Origin of the sequence: Bradyrhizobium sp. (assembly GCF_049586575.1) — a bacterium.
Taxonomy (GTDB): domain Bacteria; phylum Pseudomonadota; class Alphaproteobacteria; order Rhizobiales; family Xanthobacteraceae; genus Bradyrhizobium.
The window spans coordinates 1-5009 of sequence record NZ_JBAVCF010000616.1; the positions used below are offsets into that span (position 1 = coordinate 1).

Here is a 5009-nt window from a genome sequence, read left to right on the forward strand (position 1 = left end):
CCGCTCTATCCACCGGTTGGCAAATAAGCCATTTTTCAGCGTTCTCTACGTCAAACTACGCTCGCCCTGAAGCGTCGTTTCGCGGTTCCGTCCTCGACTATTGCTTTTAGCCGCGGCGGTTCAATCACTTCGACCGGGATGCCACATGGGTACGCAACCGCCCGCACAGCAGGCAAGGCGTGATAAAATAGCGAAATCAAGAAGTTTCGCCAGATTCGTCACTTCCGCCGCCGCCGGGGCCTTTGCCTCGTCTGCATGACAAGCGCGGAGCCGAAGACAGCCGCCACATGGTAGGCTGAGACTAATCATGAGGGAGAGCGCGCCGGTGATTTTCCGCGGGGCAGAAACGCATTCAAGATCGGTTTTCAAGGCCATCAGCTGGCGAACCCTCGGAACCCTCGATACGTTCGCGATCAGCTGGTTCTTTACCGGGAGGGTCGAGATAGCAGGCTCGATCGCAGGCTTTGAGATCATAACCAAGATTGCGTGGTATTATCTTCACGAGCGGGTTTGGGCGGCTATTTCCTGGGGGCGCCGCAGGCTGGAATGATCTCGGGGCAAAGCGAAGAGCTGGAAAGAAGAAGGTCCCCCGATGAGTGACCTCAAGTCTGAAAATCCCAAACAAAGTCCAAAGCCTGAAAGGCGTGACCGCGAGGGAAACCGCACGCCGGCTATGGCGGGGTTGGCAATTGCGGTCGTGCTTTTGGTAGTGGGACTTTGGTTAGCGCGTGAATTGACTGCGGCGAGCAAGATGCAGGATTGCCTGATGTCCGGGCGCACCAATTGCAACGTCATTCAGCCGCAATAGTTAGCATAGGCAATCGGCCGCCAGCAGAAGGCCGATGTGAATAAGCATACGAGGAAGCATCAAGGAGTTTGCCATGAGTTTTGAATTTTTGGACGTGAAACGCAACGGTCGCGTCACCATCGTCACGCTCAACCGCCCCGCCGTGATGAATGCTCTGCACAAGCCTGCGCATTTCGAACTACACGAGGTGTTCAACGCGTTTGCGGCTGACCCCGATCAATGGGTGGCTATTATCACCGGCGCGGGCGAGCGGGCATTCTCAGCAGGTAACGACCTGAAATGGCAGGCTGAGGGCGGCGAGCGCGGCTGGAATTCCAGCGGCTTCGGCGGACTGACGCTTCGCTTTCACTGCGACAAGCCGATTATTGCCGCCGTCAACGGCGTAGCAATGGGCGGCGGCTTCGAGGTCGCTTTGGCCTGCGACCTTATCATTGCGTCGGAAAACGCAACTTTTGCACTTCCCGAGCCGCGCGTCGGCCTGGCAGCGTTGGCCGGCGGTCTGCAACGGCTGCCGCGTCAGATCGGGTTGAAGCGGGCGATGGGCATGATTCTGACCGGCCGGCACGTTTCCGCGCGCGAAGGTTTCGAACTCGGCTTTGTCAATGAGGTGGTGCCGGCGGGAGAATCGGTCCGTGCTGCCGAGCGCTGGGCGGAACAGATTTGCCAGAACAGCCCGATGTCGATCCGGGCGTCGAAACAGGCGGTGATGGAAGGATTGAACGTGTCGCTCCCCGAGGCATTGGTTGCGCAGCGGGAATATCCGGCAGTGCGAGAGATGGTCGCGTCGGCCGACTATGTCGAGGGTCCGAAGGCCTTTGCGGAAAAGCGACCGCCGCGCTGGCAGGGAAAATAGATTCTTCGCGCGTTTATCGGCGACATCTGAGCGCTTCAGTTCGACAGCAATCGCCGGCAGGCTTCCACGAAAACCTCCGCGCCCCTGACGATATCTGCATCGTCGGTGTTCTCGCTCCAGTGGTGGCTGATGCCGCCGATCGAGGGCACGAACAACATCCCCGCCGGCATGATCGTGGCGAGAACCTGGGCATCGTGGCCGGCGCCGCTCGGCATGCGGATGGATTTGCCGTCGGCGAAATCGGATGCGGCTTCCTCGATCGCACGCTGAAACTTCTCATTCATCATCGCGGGCCTGCCGGTGCGTATGCACTCGACTTCGACGCTGCAGTTGGTCGCGGCCGCCGTATCGCTTGCGATTTCGCGCAGCAGGGCTTCGAGCCGTTCGACGATGGCAGCGTTATCGTCGCGGACCTGGAACAGGATTTCCGCGCGGCCGGGAATGATGCTGGGCGCGCCGGGATCCAGCGTGATGCGACCGGTCGTCCAAACCGTTCGCGGGCCAGCGGCCGCCGGGAAACGATCGTCGATCGCAACGCACAACCTTGCAGCCGCAAGACCGGCATCTCTTCGATCTTTCATTCGCGTCGTGCCGGCGTGGTTTTGCTCGCCCGTAAAGATGATCCGATATTGCCAGATGCCGACGATGGAGGTGACAACCCCGATGCCGAGCCCGGAGCTTTCAAGTGTCTGTCCCTGCTCGATATGGGCTTCGACATATCCGATGTGCCGGCCACGCTCCGCGGTGATGCGCGGCCGCTCCGAAAGGCCGGCTGCCAGCAGCGCTTGGCGCATCGGGCGATTGTCGGTGCGATCGCACGCTGCGTCGATCTCCTGTTCGGTGACGTCGCCTGCAAAAGAGCGGCTGCCGAGAAAATGACCGAAATGTCCTTCCTCGTCGCACCATGACGCGACTTCCACAGCGCCCTTGACGGCTGGATCTGGATTGATCACGCGTGCGGCTTCCAGCGCGTAGACGACACCCAGCGGTCCATCGAGCCAGCCGGCGAAATTCTGGCTTTCCAGATGCGAGCCTGCGAGCAGCTTGGATCCCGACTTCGCGCTGATGCCGAGCACGTTGCCGATGCCGTCGATCTCGCCGGCGAGGTCCGCTTGCGGCAATTGATTAACCAGCCAGTCGAGCGATCTGAGATGCGGTTCGGAAAAGGTCGGCCGGTGCACGCCCGTCTTGTAGATGCCGATGGCGCGGAGCGCGTTGAGGTCCGCCAGCACCCGCGCGCCGTCGGCTTTGGAACGATGGTGGTTCATCGGTTCGAATCCGCCTGTCGATTATTGAACGACGGGTTGGGAGGGAGCCAGATAGGGCGAACAGATCGATGCGTCGCCTGATGTGTCATAGGAATCGACGACATCGCCGGCCATGACAACCCTGATACGACATTCCTGCATCGCTACGCCGACGTGCCAGTAGTAGACCTTTTGCCCATCGATGGTCGCCTGATCAGTCGGAAAACCGAGCCGCTCCGTGACCGCACTCAGCGGTTTACCCTTGAAATCGTTCCTCTCCTTGATGGACGGCAGACCGATATTGGGCATAGCGCCGCATCCTGCCAACAACAGAGTCGCCAGAATCGCCAAGCTGCGGGGTTCAAGAGCCATCCGTTCAAGCTGTCCTTGCACTGTCGATCATCGCCGCTCGGTAGCGGGGGCGGGGAACTAAAGTCAATAGGTCTGGCGATATCGGCGTCTGAATGGAGCGCGACGTTGAACGTCAGCCGCGCGGAACTTGAGGCAAGTCTCGTACAAATTTGCTCGATTTCACCGGTACAGATCTGCGCGGGTCGGCGGCAAACCAGAAGGGCCGCGCACACGGTTCGAGGCCAGTGTCTGGAAAATCCCAATCGTGCCTTGCGTGAAGGCGATCGAGACCACGGCGAGATAGGCGATCCACAGCCGGGTTTTCTCGCGGCCGACTTCACGTTCCGCGACTTCACGGTTGGCTGACAACCGATCATGCCAGAGCCGGGTGGTGCGCATGTAATGCTCGCGCCAGGCTTCGACGTCATGCACTTCAAAGTTATGCATCTCGAGATTGGCGATCGACATGCCGACGTGATCGAGCTCACCGCCAGGAAAGATGTAGCGGCCGATGGCCGTGGCCGCTGCCGCATCACGCCGGCGGCCGCGACGAAAGCGCTCAAAGCTTTTCGAGCGGAGGGCGATCGCATGGTGAAGGTACAGGCCGCCTGGCTTGAGCAGGCGGTTGATCGTCTTGAAGTAAGTCGGGTGGTTAGCGATACCGACATGTTCGAACATGCCGATCGAGGCGATCCTGTCGAAACGGCCTTCGAGCAGCGAATAATCCCGCAGCTCGAGCGTCACTCTTTCTTCGAGTCCAAGCCGGGCTACTTTTTCCTTGGCATAGGTGAATTGCTCCTCCGAGAGCGTCACGCCATGGGCGTGAACGCCGTAGTGCCTGGCGGCGTGGCAGACGAGGGCGCCCCAGCCGCAGCCGATGTCGAGGAAAGTATCTCCTGGCCTCAACCGCAATTTGCGGCAAATCATTTCGAGCTTGTCGGCCTGCGCGGTCGCAAGATCGTTGTTCCAATCTTTGAAGTAGGCGCAGGAGTAGACCATCTCGGGGTCGAGAAAGAGTTCATAGAACCGGTTGGACAGGTCATAGTGATAATGGATGTTCGTTTTGTTAGTCGCCGCAGTGCCATCCACCCGCACTTTGCCTCGGCGAGCAGCTTCCAGCGGCCAGGGCCCACCACGCGGCACGAACAAAAACCTTGTCAGGGTAACGGCCGCCAATCGCTTGTCGAAAGATTTCATCAGCGTCCGGGTGCGCGTCTTCGGCCGGCATGCCGCGAGATCGAAGAACGATCCGTTACGAAGATCGAATCGTGACGTGACCCACAGATTGAGGAACGTGTCGATGTTTGGCCGCCGCATCATGGCGGCAACGGCGCCCTCGTCGGCGATGACAAAGGCCAGCGCATCGGAGCGGAGATCGGCGGGTACCGTGGAGCCGTCCCACAGTACGAAGCCCAGATCGGGCAAGATAGACTGATGGATATGGGTGAGCAGGCGTCGGAAGCTATCGAGACGGCTCGTGGCTTTTCGACCTGTCGGGGCAACCATACTCATCTGATCAACGCGATTCGCTTCTGTGGGCTGATGGGAGGCGCCGCAATTTTCGGAAAAAGTCTCCCGGGTCGCCTTGAACTTGAGTGTGGCATATTAGGTCAGGCACTCGCAAAATGTGCCCACCGGATGGCCTGCGAAGAACCCTGCGAGCAAGCGGGCCATCGCGCCGCTTGCCCGGGCGCGCAAACGACACTATACGTTCGCGCGCCGGTCTTTAGCCGCATTCCTGGCCAGACCG

At 60.0% G+C, this 5009-nt stretch carries 6 protein-coding genes; 3 read left to right on the top strand and 3 right to left on the bottom strand.

Going from position 1 to position 5009, the window contains the following annotated elements; translation table 11 throughout:
* The first annotated feature begins 307 nt into the window (after positions 1-307).
* The 3 genes from WB528_RS22850 to WB528_RS22860 all read left to right on the top strand — a co-directional run bounded on the left by WB528_RS22850 (position 308) and on the right by WB528_RS22860 (position 1661).
* Entirely contained in the window at positions 308-550 is a 243-nt protein-coding gene (locus WB528_RS22850; protein WP_423890947.1) for a DUF2061 domain-containing protein, read from the top strand.
* Between the two features lie 42 nt (positions 551-592).
* Positions 593-808, top strand: coding sequence for a hypothetical protein (locus WB528_RS22855; RefSeq protein ID WP_423890949.1), 216 nt, complete (start codon positions 593-595; stop codon positions 806-808).
* 73 nt (positions 809-881) lie between these two features.
* Positions 882-1661 carry an enoyl-CoA hydratase-related protein gene (locus WB528_RS22860; protein WP_423890950.1) on the top strand — a complete coding sequence of 260 codons (780 nt, stop codon included), beginning with the start codon at positions 882-884 and terminating at the stop codon, positions 1659-1661.
* A gap of 35 nt (positions 1662-1696) precedes the next feature.
* On the opposite strand, the gene WB528_RS22865 is transcribed toward WB528_RS22860, so the two are convergent.
* The 3 genes from WB528_RS22865 to WB528_RS22875 form a co-directional block, all read right to left on the bottom strand.
* Positions 1697-2929, bottom strand: a complete 1233-nt coding sequence (locus WB528_RS22865) for a Zn-dependent hydrolase (RefSeq protein WP_423890951.1) — start codon at positions 2927-2929, stop codon at positions 1697-1699.
* A 21-nt stretch (positions 2930-2950) separates the two neighbouring features.
* Entirely contained in the window at positions 2951-3217 is a 267-nt protein-coding gene (locus tag WB528_RS22870) for a hypothetical protein (RefSeq protein ID WP_423890953.1), read from the bottom strand.
* Between the two features lie 222 nt (positions 3218-3439).
* Complete coding sequence (locus WB528_RS22875; RefSeq protein ID WP_423890955.1) at positions 3440-4771, bottom strand: class I SAM-dependent methyltransferase; 1332 nt, start codon at positions 4769-4771, stop codon at positions 3440-3442.
* Positions 4772-5009: the final 238 nt, after the last annotated feature.